Origin of the sequence: Stutzerimonas stutzeri, from assembly GCF_024448955.1 — a bacterium.
Classification (GTDB): Bacteria; Pseudomonadota; Gammaproteobacteria; order Pseudomonadales; family Pseudomonadaceae; genus Stutzerimonas; species Stutzerimonas stutzeri_AQ.
In genome coordinates this window covers 212,908-227,870 of record NZ_JAMOIH010000006.1, presented here as the reverse complement: position 1 = coordinate 227,870, position 14,963 = coordinate 212,908, and the positions used below count along the sequence as shown (strand labels likewise).

10 protein-coding genes and 3 pseudogenes are annotated in these 14,963 nt (G+C 56.3%); 4 read left to right on the top strand and 9 right to left on the bottom strand.

Going from position 1 to position 14,963, the window contains the following annotated elements:
- Positions 1 to 13: 13 nt before the first annotated feature.
- The 7 genes and pseudogenes from NA645_RS08990 to NA645_RS08960 all read right to left on the bottom strand — a co-directional run.
- Positions 14 to 370, bottom strand: a complete 357-nt coding sequence (locus NA645_RS08990) for a copper-binding protein (protein ID WP_003298789.1) — start codon at positions 368 to 370, stop codon at positions 14 to 16.
- Complete coding sequence (locus NA645_RS08985) at positions 367 to 3,531, bottom strand: efflux RND transporter permease subunit (protein ID WP_003292650.1); 3,165 nt, start codon at positions 3,529 to 3,531, stop codon at positions 367 to 369. Before NA645_RS08985 ends, NA645_RS08990 begins: the two co-directional genes overlap by 4 nt.
- A complete protein-coding gene (locus NA645_RS08980; RefSeq protein WP_015275570.1) occupies positions 3,528 to 4,979 on the bottom strand; it encodes an efflux RND transporter periplasmic adaptor subunit in 1,452 nt (483 codons plus the stop codon). The genes NA645_RS08985 and NA645_RS08980 overlap by 4 nt, the downstream gene beginning before the upstream one ends.
- Entirely contained in the window at positions 4,976 to 6,229 is a 1,254-nt protein-coding gene (locus NA645_RS08975; protein WP_003292652.1) for a TolC family protein, read from the bottom strand. Before NA645_RS08975 ends, NA645_RS08980 begins: the two co-directional genes overlap by 4 nt.
- 92 nt (positions 6,230 to 6,321) lie before the next feature.
- Positions 6,322 to 6,702 carry a hypothetical protein gene (locus NA645_RS08970; protein WP_003292653.1) on the bottom strand — a complete coding sequence of 127 codons (381 nt, stop codon included), beginning with the start codon at positions 6,700 to 6,702 and terminating at the stop codon, positions 6,322 to 6,324.
- Between the two features lie 86 nt (positions 6,703 to 6,788).
- The gene (locus tag NA645_RS08965; RefSeq protein ID WP_015275571.1) at positions 6,789 to 9,152 is read right to left on the bottom strand and encodes a heavy metal translocating P-type ATPase; all 2,364 of its coding nucleotides are present in this window, start codon (positions 9,150 to 9,152) and stop codon (positions 6,789 to 6,791) included.
- A gap of 494 nt (positions 9,153 to 9,646) precedes the next feature.
- Positions 9,647 to 9,751 (bottom strand): annotated as a pseudogene (locus tag NA645_RS08960) (integrase); the annotation flags it as partial.
- Positions 9,752 to 9,949: 198 nt separating this feature from the next.
- On the opposite strand from NA645_RS08960, the gene NA645_RS08955 reads away from it, so the two are divergent.
- Complete coding sequence (locus tag NA645_RS08955; protein WP_015275572.1) at positions 9,950 to 10,996, top strand: hypothetical protein; 1,047 nt, start codon at positions 9,950 to 9,952, stop codon at positions 10,994 to 10,996.
- 613 nt (positions 10,997 to 11,609) lie between these two features.
- Here the strand turns inward: NA645_RS08955 and NA645_RS08950 are convergent.
- Positions 11,610 to 11,915: pseudogene (locus NA645_RS08950) on the bottom strand (tyrosine-type recombinase/integrase); the annotation flags it as partial.
- Here NA645_RS08950 and tcmP point away from each other — a divergent pair.
- A pseudogene (gene tcmP, locus NA645_RS08945) lies at positions 11,913 to 12,716 on the top strand (three-Cys-motif partner protein TcmP); the annotation flags it as partial. The pseudogenes NA645_RS08950 and tcmP overlap by 3 nt on opposite strands.
- 57 nt (positions 12,717 to 12,773) lie before the next feature.
- Positions 12,774 to 13,406: an HAD family hydrolase gene (locus NA645_RS08940; protein ID WP_003292660.1), complete on the top strand. Its 633-nt coding sequence runs from the start codon at positions 12,774 to 12,776 to the stop codon at positions 13,404 to 13,406.
- A gap of 86 nt (positions 13,407 to 13,492) precedes the next feature.
- Here NA645_RS08940 and NA645_RS08935 read toward each other — a convergent pair whose 3' ends face one another.
- Complete coding sequence (locus NA645_RS08935) at positions 13,493 to 14,383, bottom strand: cation transporter (protein ID WP_003292661.1); 891 nt, start codon at positions 14,381 to 14,383, stop codon at positions 13,493 to 13,495.
- 92 nt (positions 14,384 to 14,475) lie between these two features.
- Here NA645_RS08935 and cadR point away from each other — a divergent pair, with 92 nt between their 5' ends.
- Positions 14,476 to 14,880 carry a Cd(II)/Pb(II)-responsive transcriptional regulator gene (cadR, locus tag NA645_RS08930; RefSeq protein ID WP_003292662.1) on the top strand — a complete coding sequence of 135 codons (405 nt, stop codon included), beginning with the start codon at positions 14,476 to 14,478 and terminating at the stop codon, positions 14,878 to 14,880.
- Positions 14,881 to 14,963 lie beyond the last annotated feature (83 nt).

Sequence of the window (14,963 nt, the reverse complement as noted above, 5' to 3'; positions counted from 1 at the left end):
CGCTTTCTGCTCTTTACTGCTTTTCGATGCGCGTAATGGTGGAATCCATACCTTTCGAGGAGAACTCGAATTCGACCTGGTCCCCTTCTTTCAGCGTTTGGAGCTGATCAGGCTTTGCTTTGAAGCCCATCGTCATCGACGGCCAGCCCAACGCTTCGACCGGGCCGTGGGCAATGGTGACGGTTCCGCTCTCGGTGTTTACTTTCTTGACCGTACCTGTGGCTGTAGCGGTCTGTCCCGCCGACTTCTGGTCCATTGGCATGTTCATGCCTTTGTGATCCATCGGCATGCCGTCCATTGGCTCCTTGTCGGCGGCATAGGCGACTGGCACCAGGAAGAGTGAGGCAAGGGTGATGTGCTTAATGTTCATGGATGTTCTCCAGTGGGGTTGGTTGCTTGCTGGGTGGTAACTCGCAATTGCCGGCGGCGCATCAGCAGGTAAGCTGCCGGCAGAACGAACAGGGAGAGCAAAGGGGCGGTGATCATCCCGCCCACCATGGGCGCGGCGATGCGGCTCATGATTTCGCTGCCGGTTCCGCTACCCCAGAGGATGGGCAGCAGACCGGCGATAATCACTGCTACGGTCATGGCCTTGGGGCGCACCCGCTGCACAGCGCCTTCGCGGATTGCGTCGAGCAGTACGCCTTCGCCATGGGCTCCAGCGTTAACCCGATCTGTCCATGCGTTCTTCAAATACAGCAGCATAATGACGCCGAACTCAGCAGAAACGCCTGCCAGTGCGATGAAACCGATTCCTGTCGCTACGGATAGGTTGTACCCGAGCAAATAGAGGAACCAGACGCCACCGGTTAGGGCGAATGGCAGCGTGGCCATGATCAGCAACGCCTCCCCAAAGCGCCCAAACGTGAGGTAGAGCAAGACAAAAATGATGAGCAAGGTAGCCGGCACGACGAGCTTCAGCTTCGCGTTAGCTCGCTCCATGAATTCGAATTGGCCGGAATAGCTGATGCTCATGCCGGATTCGAGCTGGACCCCTTTGCTGATCTTTTCCCTCAGATCGCCCACCACAGCCGCCATGTCGCGGCCACGAACATCGACGTAAACCCAGCCCGACAGCCTTGCGTTTTCGCTTTTAAGCATGGGCGGTCCGTCTGTCACCTGTACTTTGGCCACGGTCCCCAACGTGATCTGGCTGCCTTGCGGCGTGTAGATCGGTAGGTTGCGCAGATCGGATATCGAGTCGCGCCACTCGCGGCCATAGCGGAGGTTGATCGGATACCTGGCGAGCCCTTCCACGGTTTCACCAATGGTTTGACCACCGATGGCACCGGCCACGATCGATTGCACGTCCGCGATATTCAGGCCGTAGCGTGCGGCGGCGACACGATCGATATCCACATCGATATACCTGCCGCCGGTCAGTCTCTCAGCAAGTGCCGAACTGACCCCAGGCACCGTTTTGGCGATTTTTTCCACTGCCTGGGTGGCTTTGTCGATCTGTGCCAAGTCAGTGCCATACACTTTCACCCCGATCGGGCTCTTGATACCCGTCGCCAGCATATCGATACGGTTTCGAATCGGCGGGATCCACAGATTGGCTAATCCAGGTACCTGTACGGTGCGATCCAACTCCTCAACCAGCTTGTCAGGCGTCATCCCAGGGCGCCATTGATCCTTCGGCTTGAACTGAATGGTCGTCTCGAACATTTCCAGCGGGGCGGGATCTGTAGCGGTGTCGGCTCGACCAGCCTTACCGAACACGTGTGCAACTTCTGGAACCGTTTTTATGAGCCGGTCCGTCTGCTGCAGTAGCTCAGAAGCCTTCTGAGCGGAGAGGCCTGGAAGCGCAGTGGGCATATAAAGGAGGTCACCTTCATCCAGCGGGGGCAAGAACTCCCCACCAAGGCGAGAGGCCGGCCACAAGCCTGTCAGGAAGACCAGAACAGCCACCAGCAGAGTCATCTTGGGCCAGCGCAGTACCGCGTCCAGGGCCGGCTTGTAGATCCAGATGAGGCCACGGTTGAGTGGATTACGGTGTTCGTCAGGGATTTTGCCCCTGATCCAATACCCCATGAGCACCGGAACCAGCGTGACAGACAGGCCCGCGGCGGCTGCCATTGCATAGGTTTTGGTGAACGCCAGTGGACCGAACAGCCGGCCTTCCTGCGCCTCCAGGGTGAACACTGGTATGAACGACAGCGTGATGATCAGCAGGCTGAAGAACAGTGCCGGCCCCACTTCAACAGCCGCGTCAGTAATGACCTTCCAGTGCTCCTGGCCCTTCAAGGTGGAGTCAGGATGCCGCTTGTGCCAGGCCTCAATGTGCTTGTGGGCGTTTTCGATCATGACGATTGCTGCATCGACCATCGCTCCGATGGCGATCGCGATGCCACCCAACGACATGATGTTGGCGTTGATGCCTTGCCGCTGCATGATCACAAAAGCAATCAGGATGCCGATCGGCAACGACACGATGGCGACCAACGACGAGCGCAGATGCCACAGAAAAATCGCGCAAACCAACGCAACGACAATGAACTCCTCGATGAGCTTGTGCGTGAGGTTTTCAACGGCACTGTCGATCAGCTTGCTACGGTCGTACGTCGTGACGATTTCGACGCCTTGGGGCAGGCTCGCTTTCAGCTCATCCAGTTTGGTCTGAACGGCAGCGATGGTTTCCCGAGCGTTCTTGCCGCTCCGCAGGATCACCACGCCGCCGACTACCTCACCTTCACCGTCAAGCTCGCTGATGCCCCGGCGCATTTCCGGGCCGAGCTGGATATGCGCAACGTCCCCTAGCGTCACAGGCACGCCGCCGTCGAGACGCAAAGGAATGGCTCGAAAGTCTTTGAGTGTCTTGAGATACCCGGTCGCACGGACCATGAACTCGGTTTCTGCGAGTTCCAGAACACTCCCGCCGGTTTCACGGTTGGCTTCATCGATCGCCTTTGCAATCTGCTGCTGCGTCACGCCCCTGCTTGCCATGCGCACGGGATCCAGTACGACCTGATACTGCTTGACCATCCCGCCTATGGGCGCGACTTCCGCCACGTTGGGCAGTGTCTTGAGCTCATAGCGCAGGAACCAATCTTGCAAAGAGCGCAGCTGCGAGAGGTCATGTTTGCCCGTTCGGTCTACCAAAGCATATTGGTAGATCCAGCCGACACCTGTGGCGTCAGGGCCCAAAGCGGGTTTGGCGGCGGCGGGAAGCCGACTCTGCACCTGACTCAGGTACTCCAGCACCCGAGAACGGGCCCAATAGAGGTCGGTGCCGTCCTCAAACAGGACGTACACGTAGCTATCCCCGAAGAAGGAGTAGCCGCGGACCGTCTTTGCGCCGGGGACAGACAGCATGGTCGTCGTCAGTGGGTAGGTGACCTGATTCTCAACGATCCGGGGCGCCTGCCCGGGGTATGGCGTGCGGATGATGACCTGAACGTCGGAAAGGTCTGGCAATGCATCAACAGCGGTGTTTTTGACCGACCAGACACCCCAAGCCACCGCGAACACAGTAGCCAGCAGGATCAGAAAGCGGTTGGCCACTGACCAGCGAATTATGGCTGCGATCATCGCTGGCCCCCCAGCTTCTCGATGTGCTCAATGACCAGGCCCTCTTCGCTTTCACGCGCGCCGACACGGACGTGATCGCCGGTCTGCAACTTTGTTAGGAGCGATTGATCTGCAACCGGAAAGGACATTGTCATCCCAGGCATGTTCAGCGTCTTGAACGGCCCATGCGACAGGCCAACCATGCCATCTTCCAGGCTGACGATCGTACCTTCAGCCTCGTGCAGCGCAGGTTCTGTAGAAGTTGCAGGCTCCTCCAAACCCTGAGCGGTCAGCCCGCGTAGGCTCGCCTCTGAATCCAGGAGAAACTGACCGGACGCCACGACCTTCTGACCGGCTTCCAGCCCTTCAAGCACCTCTGTCTGGTCATCGAATTCCCGGCCTGTGCGAACCTCAATCGGGCGGTAACGGCCTTGATCCTCGGCCAGCATCACCAATGCGCGCCGACCGGTGCGAATGACCGCCTCGGACGGGATGACCAAGACATCTTCGACGTTGCGACTCAACGTCACCTCGGCCGTCATGCCGGGACGAAGCCGTTGTTGCGGATTAGGCAGTTCAACCCGGACGCGCACAGTACGGCTATCCAAGTTGGCTTGTGGTAGTACGGCCTGGATCGTCCCTTCCAGAACTTCACCTGCAAAGGCCGGGAGGCGCGCGTTGACCAGCTGCCCAGGCGCCACATTTGCAACCTGCGCCTCAGGCACCGCAACCTCTAACCATACCTTTTCCAGCCCATTAACACGTGCCAGAGACGCACCAGTGGATACGGTCATGCCCTCGCGAACGTCGAGGCTGTTCAGCACGCCGCCTATTGGACTCCTCACTGTCCAAACAGGGCGCGCTTTACCAGTTCGTTCTAGCTGCACTATGACTTCTGGCGGCATGCCAGCAAGGCGCAACCGCTGGCGAGCCGCTGCGAGCAGCTGGGGTTCGCCAATCCCTTTGAGCGCCAGGTACTCTTCCTGTGCGGCAACCCATTCGGGAACCAGCAGATCGGCTAACGGCGCGCCTTTTTCGATGACATCCTCCGGTGCTCGGTCGTAAACGCGCTCGACAAAGCCACCGGCACGCGCCTGCACAACCGCCACGTCTCGCTCGTCGAACATCAATGCGCCTGTCGCTTCGAGCGACTGGCTGATCGATTCACGCGTTACGGTTGCAAAGCGCACGCCGAGATTCTGCGTCACGCTCGGGTCGATACTGATCGATGCCCCGTCGCTTCCCTCATCTGCATAGCGTGGAATCAATTCCATATCCATGAATGGCGACTTGCCCGGCTTATCGAACTTTTGCTGGGGGACCATAGGGTCATACCAATAGAGCACTTCCTTGTCTTCTTCTGCAGGCGATTGTCCGAAGGCTGCGGTAGGCAGACCGATTAGCGCTGCAGCGCTAATCATCAGAGGCAGACTGAAGGCGAGTACCAGCCGCTTGTGTTGGAATGTCATGGTCGGGTATCTCCAAAGGCGAAATGCAGGCGGGCATTGCTCAACGATCGATCGCGGGCGACGTCAATACGCCGTAGCCGGGTCTCCACAAGCTGTCGTCGCGCTTCGATCACAGCGGTCAGCTCACCGCTTCCGGAGCGGTAATCGGCCATGGCAAGGCGGACCTTCTCTTCAGCGAGGGGTAGTAAGGTTTTGTCGAGGCGGATGAGTGCGCGGTCCAGACGCTGATACTCAGCGAGGTCAGTACTCAGCTCTTGGTTGTACAGGCGCAAGGTCGCTTGGCGCTGAGCCTCGATCTGGGCAAGGCGAGCTCGTTCGGCCGCGATCTTCGGATCCTGCCGAGAGCTGGTAAACAGCGGCAGGTCGAAGCTGACGCTGAGGTTCACCATGTCGCCGTACTCACGGCCACGTCGCAGGTAGTCGATCCCCCAACTCCAATCCGGTGTTTTCTCTGCGATGGCCTGGTGAACCTTTGCCTCCGCTTCACGAGTCATCGGGTCGAAGGCGAGTAACGCCGGGTGCCGGTTCAGGTTGTGCTGATAGTTATCAACGGCGGCAAGCCATTGCGGCCAGTCACCTGTAAGCGGCTGGCCTGCTAGCTCGCCTATCCAGCGCCGGAGGCCGGCCCGCGCAACAGCCTGGTTACGCAGCAGCTCATCCTCTTGTTCAGCCAGCAATGCTGCCTCTTGCCTCGGAAGTACGCTGTCTGCGGTTTGTCCGCTGCCGCCAGCAATGCGGGCCTGAACAGCCCGCGAAAGGAGCTGATTCTCGCTGTAAAGCTGCTTGAAAAGGCTTAGCTTCTGCTCGACCGCGAAGCTAGCGATCCATGCCTCGGCGGTTGCTTGGCGCACACCGAGACGTTCAACCGTTTGCTGGGCGTTTGCGAGCGCAACACTAGCCTGCGCGGCCTCGACACGAGCGCGCCTTTTCGCTCGGTTTGGCACATCTTGCATGACCCCAACCATTTGCATGGTCATGGCCTCTTGCTCCAACTGCCAGCGAGCGTCACCTTCGATGGGCACGCTTTGCAGTCCAAGCTTAAGTTTAGGGTCAGGAAGCTCGCCGGCAGGGATTGCAGCGCTGCGTGCGGCCACCAGGTTGGCGGCTTGCGCATGCAGCGAAGGCGCGTCTTGCTCGGCCACGCTCAGAGCTTGTTCTAAGGTCAAAGCGGACGCTAACCCTGGAAACGAGAGCGCGCCCATGATCAAGGCGGCCACGTACGGCGGCGCCCAATAAATACGGGGTTTCATTTGCGAAGGATTCCTGATCTTTCATGCGAGCCAAAGGCGCGCAGTAGCCGGCCCGAATGCTCACTCGGGCGGTTCCTATAATTTGATCGGAATTAGACGCGGGGTGGACGCCAGACGGCGTCTAAAAGGCTAGAGGGGATCAGGCCGTTATAGGGAGTGGTCACGGGTTTAGCAGCAGGCATCAGCTGGGCTTTTATTGAGACAAGCTGAAGGATACTTGCAGTTTTGCATTCTTGGCCCGTCTTGCAGACGGTCGCCGTTCCATGCTCATTCGCTTCACAGCACTCGTGTTCAGCACCGTCATCGGCGCCAACCATCGAAGCGTGGTCGGTCGTCATGGCGCCCACACCTTCCATATCGGACATCATGTGATGCCCGGACGATCCAACCGTCATGAGCATTTCCGCTATCCCATTGATCTGAAGCGCAAGCACTAGCAGCAGGATAAGGAAGGAGCGCATGTAGGACGTCATATTTCCAGCTTACGGGGCAATTCATGAGCAATCAATGAGGCAATCGGTCGCTTCGCAACCGAAGCCTAAGCCTAAGCCGACAGGCTTCAAACTACACGCGTTTGACGGAGCCGGAGTGCGTTGAACACAACCGATGCTGAGCTGAGGCTCATGGCCAGGGCAGCAATCATCGGAGACAGCAACAGTCCGAAGAACGGATAGAGCAGACCTGCGGCAATCGGGATGCTCAACCCGTTGTACATAAAGGCAAACAGAAGGTTCTGACGCATATTGCGAACCGTCGCCACCGAAAGCGTGCGCGCGCGCAGTATCCCCATCAGGTCACCTTTAACGAGCGTAACTTGGGCGCTGTTCATGGCGACGTCAGTGCCCGTGCCCATCGCTATGCCGACATCAGCCCTGGCGAGCGCCGGCGCATCATTTATTCCGTCGCCTGCCATGGCGACTACTTTACCTAGGGCTTGTAGCTTAACCACCAGCGCCTCCTTGTCCTGCGGCTTCACTTCGCCATGCACCTCATCGAGCGATAGCTCACGAGCCACCGCGCGGGCAGTGGTAAGCCCGTCGCCGGTGGCCATGATGACTTGCACGCCCTCCGCTTGGAGCCGCGCTACAGCTTCCTTGGAAGTCGGTTTGATTGGGTCCGATACGGCCAGCAAGCCGGCAAGTGCCCCATCAACAGCCAGGTACACAATGCTGGTACCGCTCTCGCGCATTTTTTCTGCCTGATATTTCAACGGCTCGACGCTCACACCCGCATCTTCCATAAGCGCGGTGTTGCCTAGCTGTAGCTGCTTGCCTTCCACCAGACCACGGACTCCGATCCCTGACCCTGACTCGAAGGTCTCTGGCTTCGCCAGCTGGAGACCTTCGCTTCTGGCATGGTCTACGATCGCGTGGGCTAGGGGATGCTCACTACCTTGATCCAAGCTGGCAGACAAACGGATGACTTCCTGCGAGTCAAACGGCGTGACGCCTATGGCCCGATCGAAGACAGGTCGGCCCTCGGTCAAGGTTCCTGTTTTATCGACAATCAGCGTGTCTACCTTACGGACATTTTCGATGGCGCCTGCGTCTCTGAAAAGCACTCCACTTCCAGCCGCTTTGCCTGTGGCAACCATGATCGACATAGGCGTTGCCAGGCCAAGTGCGCAAGGGCAAGCAATGATCAAAACCGCAACTGCATTGATCAGGCCGAATACCCAGCCCTGGTCAGGCCCGAACAGGCCCCATGCAAAGAATGTCAGCAAGGCGATACCGATGACCGTCAGCACGAAATAACCTGCAACCGTGTCTGCCATTCGCTGCATGGGTGCTTTGGAGCGTTGTGCATTCGCAACCATCTGGACGATTTGTGAAAGCATAGTCCCGGAGCCAACCCTGGTGGCTCGCATGACAAGCGAGCCGCTCGTGTTCATCGTCGCGCCGATAAGCGAATCGCCTGTCCGCTTCGTCACCGGAACCGGCTCGCCCGTTAGCATGGATTCATCGACGGCGCTCTCGCCCTCCAATACCTCTCCATCAACGGGTACCTTTTCACCAGGACGAACGCGCAGATGGTCGCCCTCATGAACATGTGTGAGCGGGATGTCCTCCTCTGAACCATCTTTGGCGATACGGCGAGCGGTTTTAGGTGATAAGCCAAGCAGGGACTTAATTGCCGAGGACGTCTGCGAGCGGGCCTTCAATTCCAGCAACTGGCCCAGCAGAGTCAATGAAATGATCACCGCGGCGGCTTCGTAATAAACGCCTATCCGGCCGCCTACTGTGAATGACTCTGGAAACATGCTCGGTAAGAGGGTTGCTACGACGCTGTAAATATAGGCAGCCCCCGTGCCAAGCCCGATCAAGGTCCACATGTTTGGGCTGCGATGTTTGACCGAGGCGAGACCGCGCGCGAAAAATGGCCAGCCTGCCCACAAGACAACCGGGGTCGTGAGGGCCAGTTCAACCCAGTTCTGGCTAGCCCCGTGAAACAGCGGTATCGCATGTCCCGCCATTGCCAACAGGGTTACTGCTACGGTCAGGGGCAGAGACCACCAGAATCGCTTCGAGAAGTCCTTGAGTTCGGGATTCTCCTCCTCGTCGAGTTCAGGGATCAGAGGTTCCAATGACATCCCACAGATAGGGCAATCACCTGGACCCATTTGGCGGATCTCAGGGTGCATCGGGCAGGTGTACTCTGTCGTTGCATCACCGGCGGGTGGTTTCTGTGCGGGTGGGGTAGATGCCCGAGAGGAGGTTCCATGAGCCTGCGGTGCAGCGAGATATCGAGCAGGGTCGGAACGAAACTTGGTCTGGCAACCCTGGCTGCAGAAGCGGTAAGTGCTTCCCTGATAATGCTCTTGATGCTCGCTATCCTCTTCCACCTTCATCCCGCAGACGGGGTCTGTGAGTGCTGCAGTACCTTTCGTTTGGTCGGGCTGGTGATGGCACTGCTGAGAGGACATACGGGGCACCTTATGGATTGGTTAGCGACGAACTTGGCCTATTGCAGGGACATTTGCGGTTTTTCAATGCTTGCAGCGTCTGACAGCCAATATATGCAAAGCGTCCTGACCAAAGGCTGAAGTAACCATTACATTTCTGTCAGGTTCTCTGGTATGTCAGGTCGTATGTATGTTGAAGCGAGCTGCTGGAAAAGTAGCTCGCGCAGATACCGCCTGCTGGCCTAGCCTATGCCTCCATTGTTCGATGCTCGGCCGCTTCATTTTGATGAATACCGAACCGTGCAAAAGCCTAAGCGCAGGTACTCTGCTTTTGAATACGCCTTTGGCAGAGTGGGATACGCCGTACGCTCTAATGAAGCCATAGGAACTCCTTTTCTGAGGAGTCAGAAAAGATAGTCCACGATCAGAGGCTGTGCGGTCGATTTGGTAAATTCTCTTGGCATCAACACGTTACGTGCGAAGTGAGTGAATTTTACTTATATCTCGGCATGACCCCTTACTCGGATCGCCCAGATATCTCTCAGTCGGAGCGGGATTTTCTGCCCGACCAATTTCCCTTTGTTCCAGGGCTGACGGCTCCAGGTAGCGATGATGTTCATGGCAAGTCCTCCACGTGTGGGAGGACAAGGATGGCTAGCCAGAGCAATGGTCGCTAACCGGCCAGAAGCTGACGTTCAAATTCGTCTAATAATTGCGTGTCAGTCATTACCGCCGGGCTGCGCCGGCAGATGGTTTGCGTGGCTAGGTGTTGTCAGGTAGGTTCGATCGAATCAGTGGGTCGAATAACAAGGGCAGCTATGGACTTCGCTAAGGCTTACAAGCAGTGCAGAAAATCGATGGCGCTGGGGCGAGGAATAAAAGCAGTAGAAGCTTGCTTACATCGAGGGAAGCATGAGTTTGATAGTTTGCAGGAAGCGAAGCTGAGCTGTTTTCGGGATATTCGCGGATATAAAATTGTTTCATCTGGTGAGTGTGCATTTTTTCCAAGAGATCTTTCGGAAATCAAAGTGGGCTCTGGGCTAGCTTGGTACAGAGATACGTTTGCGACTACTGAGATAGTACTCCCCCCATATCATAGCTTTGGATTTCTATCTGAATACGGCGGAAAAATCTCGAAAAGCAACAGTGAAGAGGAAAGGTACGCTCACGCGAATAATATGCTGTTGGAAATGTACACGCCCCCACGAATGGCCGACCTGATTTGTGGGGCATGGTCTCAGCGCATCACTTTTGCTCAGTATCAAGAACAGCTGATTGAGGCTGTAAAGGCATACTGTCTGGGTCTGTACGGCGTGGCAATTGTTGGAATTCTGCCTTGCATAGAAGGGTTCCTAAGAGAGCTTGGAAAGCACGTCTCTCTTCCAGTTAAGGATGCCGTGAATATAGAGACGCTTCTAAAGGTTTTTCATCGAATAAAGCAAGGTGAGTTGAAACGACTGGTCGCAGGTTATGATTGGTATCCAGACAAGGAATTAACGATAAACTATTTAAGTCGATATCATGAGCGAGTGCAGATGCTGGAGAGCATGGAAATGTACTTCCGTGGGTGTTTTTACGGTCATACAGAGTCGTTACCATCGCACTTTGTTTTAAATCGGCATGGGATTGCGCATGGATTCTTTAAAGGCTACGCAACACCGAGTAATTTCTTGCGGCTTTTTAATTTAATTAGCTTATTGTCGTTTGCAGCCATTCTTGTCGAAGGGCGCGGTAGCATGTTACAGCCGGGAGTTACCACTGATTCCGAAGCATTGGCATTGAATTTTACTAAATGCCTATTATCCCGACGATACGTTCAGCCGAATGCTCAATCGATTCTTCCATCCCCTATTATTTTGGGCTAGCCCTATACTCCACGGCACGCCCGCCGGCCGCGCATCGGGCAAGGATTCGGCCGGGCAAGGTGGTATTCAGATTTGCAGTCAGGTAGCGTCGCGCTCTTCCAAGGGAGGGGCGAGCGATGTGGACAAAGCATTACCGAGTGATGCGATCTGAGTTGGCCAAGTGCGAAAAAGCCAGGTCCGAACTGGAGAAGATGCACCCGCCCCACACCGTCCAACCGGAACAGGATGGACAGCTTCAGGACTATATTCAGAAGTCGGACAGTCTGTACGAATGGCGGCTGCTGATCTTGACCGAGTACTGGATGATAGAGGCAGACCGCCTCGGTGTCCCACTGCCTGATCGCGATGACAGGACTTTCTGGGGGCGAGTCGAATTTGATAGCGACCCGCGGGAGCCCAGGTATCTCACAGATGCTGGCATTCGCATTGTCAGGGCAGACATCCGCGAGGAGCGTAGGCAGCGCCGCGAGCCGGTAACCTTCTGGAGTAGCATCATGATTGGGGTAGTCGGCGCCCTGACCGGCCTAGCATCTGTCATACCGAACTGGTGGGCAGACTAGGGCGGCTATTGGCCGGTTAGCGACGGCCTGGCTTCGACCGTCGCTATGCATGGTCAAACCTCGGTCTGTTCCGCCATCTCTAGGGCATCATCGACCTCAATCCCCAGATATCGAACGGTGCTCTCCAGCTTCGTATGGCCGAGCAACAGTTGAACTGCCCGCAGGTTCTTCGTCCTGCGATAGATCAGCGATGCCTTCGTACGTCTTATTGTGTGAATGCCATACAGGGCTGGATCAGGGCCAATGGCTTTCACCCAACCTTTGACGATACGAGCGTATTGACGAGTGGATAGATGGTCTGAGATATGCAGCCGGCTCGGAAAAAGGCAATCCTCGCTGCGGGGCTGGGCATGATGTATGGCGATGTGCCGTTCCCTAAGATCAAATGGATTTTCCAGAATCTCAACAAAGCCGAGGTCCTGCTGACCTTCAATGTCGATTTTTTGGTTACGTATCTAGCCGACCGCCAAGCGAACCGGAAAGCCATTGCAAATATCGGCTTGGATCAGCATGTGCCATGGGACATGCTTAAACAGCTGAAGGCGCATCAGCCACGGAGCTGGCAATACCTGATCCAGCGCTATCTGTCCGAGGGGATCAAGCAGGAAAGCGGTGCCCAGTACATGACCGTCTTCTTCATTCGTCCGGCCGGCAGCAACCCGATGGCCTATTGGTTTATCCATCTGGCGAACAACTACCGCGCTAACGATGTGATGAAGAAGATCCACTGGAAATACGGCAACAACTTTTCCCATATGCTGTCGCCTTCCAGCTTTTTCAGCTACGACGCCAATCGGGATATCGCCGTGACAGGTCAGCACGATTTGCTGTTGGATGAGCATTATTTCGACGATGCTACCAATGACCGCATCCGAGGAGAACTTTCGGAGCTCTTGCCCAAACAGGTCTACGAGGTAGAACGGCAACCTTTTTTGGGCCTGATGAGCGGATTGACCAACTACACCATGGCTGACGAGCTTCGCGTAAAGCAGGCACTCGACATTGCTGTCGCGACCGGTGATCTGCTGGCGGTCGACAAGAACGGCAAAACAAGGCGTCGAAAAGGCACAAGCATCAAGTCGACAGATATCCTGATAGCGCCCCCGCAAAGACCCATCTTCTTCGTGCCACCTCTGAAGAAATCCAGTTCAGAAAACTGAGAGGGGCGGCATCGCTCTTCGGGTGGGCGGTTCGCCTCCAACGGTAGAGGTACCGGCATGATACAAGCAGTAGTTTTCGATGTGTTTGGCACGCTTCTCCAGATAGGTGAGCGCCGCCATCCTTTCCGCCAACTGATGCAGAACCTGCGGCTTCAGGGCAAAACACCAAGGCCGGATGACGCACGGACTCTGATGACTCGAAATCTGGGCTTGGCTGGAGCTGCCGATTATTTCGGTGCGCAGTTGAGCAACTCTGAGTTAGCTAGCCTTGAAAGCGACCTTTTCACCGAGCTGGCCAGCGTTCGCCTTTTCGATGATGCGTTGGAGTCGCTAAATCAGCTAAAGGACGCCGGCCTGAATCTCGCGTTGTGCTCCAATCTCGCAGCCCCATATGCGATTCCGGCCAAACTGTTACTGCCGTCGTTCGATGTTTACGGATGGAGCTTTGAGGTTGGGACAATAAAGCCTGAGCCCGCAATCTATCGTCAGATGATCGAACAGCTTGGCTGCGAAGCCTCCGCTATCGCAATGATCGGTGACACGTTGCAAGCCGATATGCTTGGTCCAATTGGGCAAGGCATGCGGGGCTACCACCTACAGCGTGAAGGAAAAGCCGATCAGTGCGGCTTCGTCTCGCTGATGGACTTTGCAGCCCACGTTCTGCAATACCCACCATCCGCCAACGGCTAAAGCGGCGTCGCCAGTTTTAGCTGACGCCGCTAGACCCGGATGGCTTACAGGCATGAAGACACCCTTTTTCTGTAACGGGAGCTCCTTCAACCCTTGAGCGCCAGAATACGCCGAGCGCCGTTGAGAACGATGAATCCCACGACGGTACCGATAATCAGGTCTGGGTAGTTGGACCCAGTCCAAGCGACGAGCGCTCCGGCGACTATGACGCCCATGTTGATGACCACATCATTGGCGGAGAATATCCAGCTCGCTTTCATGTGAGCACCACCTTCCCGGTGTTTGGAAATCAGCAGCAAACAACCCGTGTTGGCGAGCAATGCCAGGAACGCGACGGCCATCATTATCAGCGACTCGGGCTCGCTGCCGAATATAAAGCGTCTGATCACCTCTACGAGCACGCCGAGGGCCAAAATCAGCTGGAGCACACCAGCAAGGTGTGCAGCACGCACCTGCAGATTGACGCTGCGCCCAACCGCATAAAGGGCCAGGCCGTACACTGCCGCGTCAGCGAACATGTCGAGCGAATCGGCAATCAGACCCGCGGACCTGGCAATCAGGCCAGCAGTCATCTCTACCACGAACATGAAGGCGTTGATGCCTAACAGTAAACGTAGGGAGCGGGATTCCTGTGTAGAGTTCGCCGGATTCTCGGCGGCTTTGATCATCTCAGGGTCTGCCGCGACAGTTTTCTGAAGAGTGGCGCCTAGCCCTAACGTCGCCAGCTTTTTGGTTATGGGCTCAACGGCACTGTCATGCATGACATCTAACCGACGGTCCGACAGATCAAAAGTCAGCTTCCGAACTCCGTCCAAACCATTCAGCGCCAAGCGGATCATTCGCTCTTCTGATGGACAATCCATCTTGGGCACGGCGTAAACACTGACCCATTGCCCCGTCGTATCGGAAGGGTTTTGCATATCGGCATCAGCGGCTGGTGTCGCATCGCAGCCGCAGGGACCATCGGACTTGCTCATGATACGGCTCCACTTGAAATCGAAGATGGGATCATTAAAAGCCTTATAGCTACTATAAGGTCAATAACGCAGAGCCGATGAGGATTCACACGATGCGCATTGGTCAGTTAGCAAGGCTAATAGGGATTGATACACAGACGATCCGCTTCTATGAGCAGCAGGGCTTGTTGCCACCGCCTGATCGCCAGGCGAACGGCTATCGTGTCTACACCGAGAAGCATGGCGAGCGGCTAGCTTTCATCCGGCGCTGCCGAATCTTGAATCTGTCACTTCCAGAGATTCACGCACTCCAAAGCTACCAGGATGACCCTCGCCAGCCTTGTACGGCCGTCAATGCCTTACTCGATGATCACATTTCTCAAGTCAGATCCCAGATAACCGCTCTGCAATCACTCGAACGACAACTCGTTTCACTGCGGGCTAATTGCAACGATGGGCGGGAAGTTGAGGCTTGCGGCATTCTCGCCGGAATTAGCGAGGACGCATGCATTAAATGAACGGCGTTGGGGCTTGCGGGCCTGGTTACCCGGCCAACGCGCATGCCCTCGAAATGGTTGTTTGTCCCTGTGGTTTTTGCCCC

What these genes read in the sequence shown, in the direction of transcription:
- NA645_RS08990 (WP_003298789.1), bottom strand. Translation starts at nt 370, where the DNA reads ATGAACATTAAGCACATCACCCTTGCCTCACTCTTCCTGGTGCCAGTC.
- NA645_RS08985 (WP_003292650.1), bottom strand. Translation starts at nt 3,531, where the DNA reads ATGATCGCAGCCATAATTCGCTGGTCAGTGGCCAACCGCTTTCTGATC.
- NA645_RS08980 (WP_015275570.1), bottom strand. Translation starts at nt 4,979, where the DNA reads ATGACATTCCAACACAAGCGGCTGGTACTCGCCTTCAGTCTGCCTCTG.
- NA645_RS08975 (WP_003292652.1), bottom strand. Translation starts at nt 6,229, where the DNA reads ATGAAACCCCGTATTTATTGGGCGCCGCCGTACGTGGCCGCCTTGATC.
- NA645_RS08970 (WP_003292653.1), bottom strand. Translation starts at nt 6,702, where the DNA reads ATGACGTCCTACATGCGCTCCTTCCTTATCCTGCTGCTAGTGCTTGCG.
- NA645_RS08965 (WP_015275571.1), bottom strand. Translation starts at nt 9,152, where the DNA reads ATGTCCTCTCAGCAGTGCCATCACCAGCCCGACCAAACGAAAGGTACT.
- NA645_RS08955 (WP_015275572.1), top strand. Translation starts at nt 9,950, where the DNA reads ATGGACTTCGCTAAGGCTTACAAGCAGTGCAGAAAATCGATGGCGCTG.
- NA645_RS08940 (WP_003292660.1), top strand. Translation starts at nt 12,774, where the DNA reads ATGATACAAGCAGTAGTTTTCGATGTGTTTGGCACGCTTCTCCAGATA.
- NA645_RS08935 (WP_003292661.1), bottom strand. Translation starts at nt 14,383, where the DNA reads ATGAGCAAGTCCGATGGTCCCTGCGGCTGCGATGCGACACCAGCCGCT.
- cadR (WP_003292662.1), top strand. Translation starts at nt 14,476, where the DNA reads ATGCGCATTGGTCAGTTAGCAAGGCTAATAGGGATTGATACACAGACG.